Raw genomic sequence first — 785 nt, 5'->3', positions numbered from 1 at the left:
CAACGACATAAAGTTATATGCCATTACAATGAAACTCCCGCATGCCTCTGTTGCCCAGAAGTTATGTGTGACAAAATCATCAATGGAGAAATCATTCTTCAGTTCCTTTATTCTGTTCTCAGAATCCGCCCTTCCGCGATATGAGTCATATACGATCTTGGCTGGCAGGTCAAGGTCTGTTACGAAGCAGCTGTATCGGTATTTCCCGAAATCTTCCTCATCCTCGAAAAGATCCATCTGCTTGATTTGCTTTCCCGCAGCTTTTGGGCGCTTCTCAATTTCTTGCCTGACCATCACAATGCGTCTGGGTTTCTCCCAACTGTTTGCCTGATAGATGGTTTCGGATATTTCCAATCCGTCTGTCAGCTCTATCCATTTGCGTTCATGGGTAAGACTGTACTTAATACGGTTATTGAAACGGCAGGCTATGATATAGTGTAACCCTTTGTTTTCCAGATAGTCAAGTATTTCCTTTGCAAAGAAGCCACTATCCATGCGGACCAGTCCGACACGTTTGCCCTCAAGTATTGAGAGTGTGTCCTCAAGAAATGACAGATAGTTGGTACTTGCAGATGTGTTGCCAGGACGTAGCCAGTAATTTGCTATCATCCTCACATCGGAAACGAATGCAAGAAGAGGATGGTGCGACAGTCGTCCAGGACGTTTGGGGTTGTACCCTTTGGCTGCTCCCTCCTGGTTTCCCTCACGAACCATCACAGTCGAATCGAAGTCCAAGGTGTAATTGTCGAACTTCAACTCTGAGAAAAACCAACGGAACAAATTTC

At 45.2% G+C, this 785-nt stretch carries 1 protein-coding gene; it reads right to left on the bottom strand.

Annotation, left to right across the window (positions count from 1 at the left end; translation table 11 throughout):
• Positions 1 to 785 (bottom strand): transposase (locus HMPREF0650_RS11385; protein WP_004350941.1); only part of this gene is annotated, 785 nt, incomplete at both ends.

Source organism: Hoylesella buccalis ATCC 35310 (assembly GCF_000177075.1).
Lineage (GTDB): Bacteria > Bacteroidota > Bacteroidia > Bacteroidales > Bacteroidaceae > Prevotella > Prevotella buccalis.
This window is presented reverse-complemented; position numbering and strand designations above follow the sequence as displayed.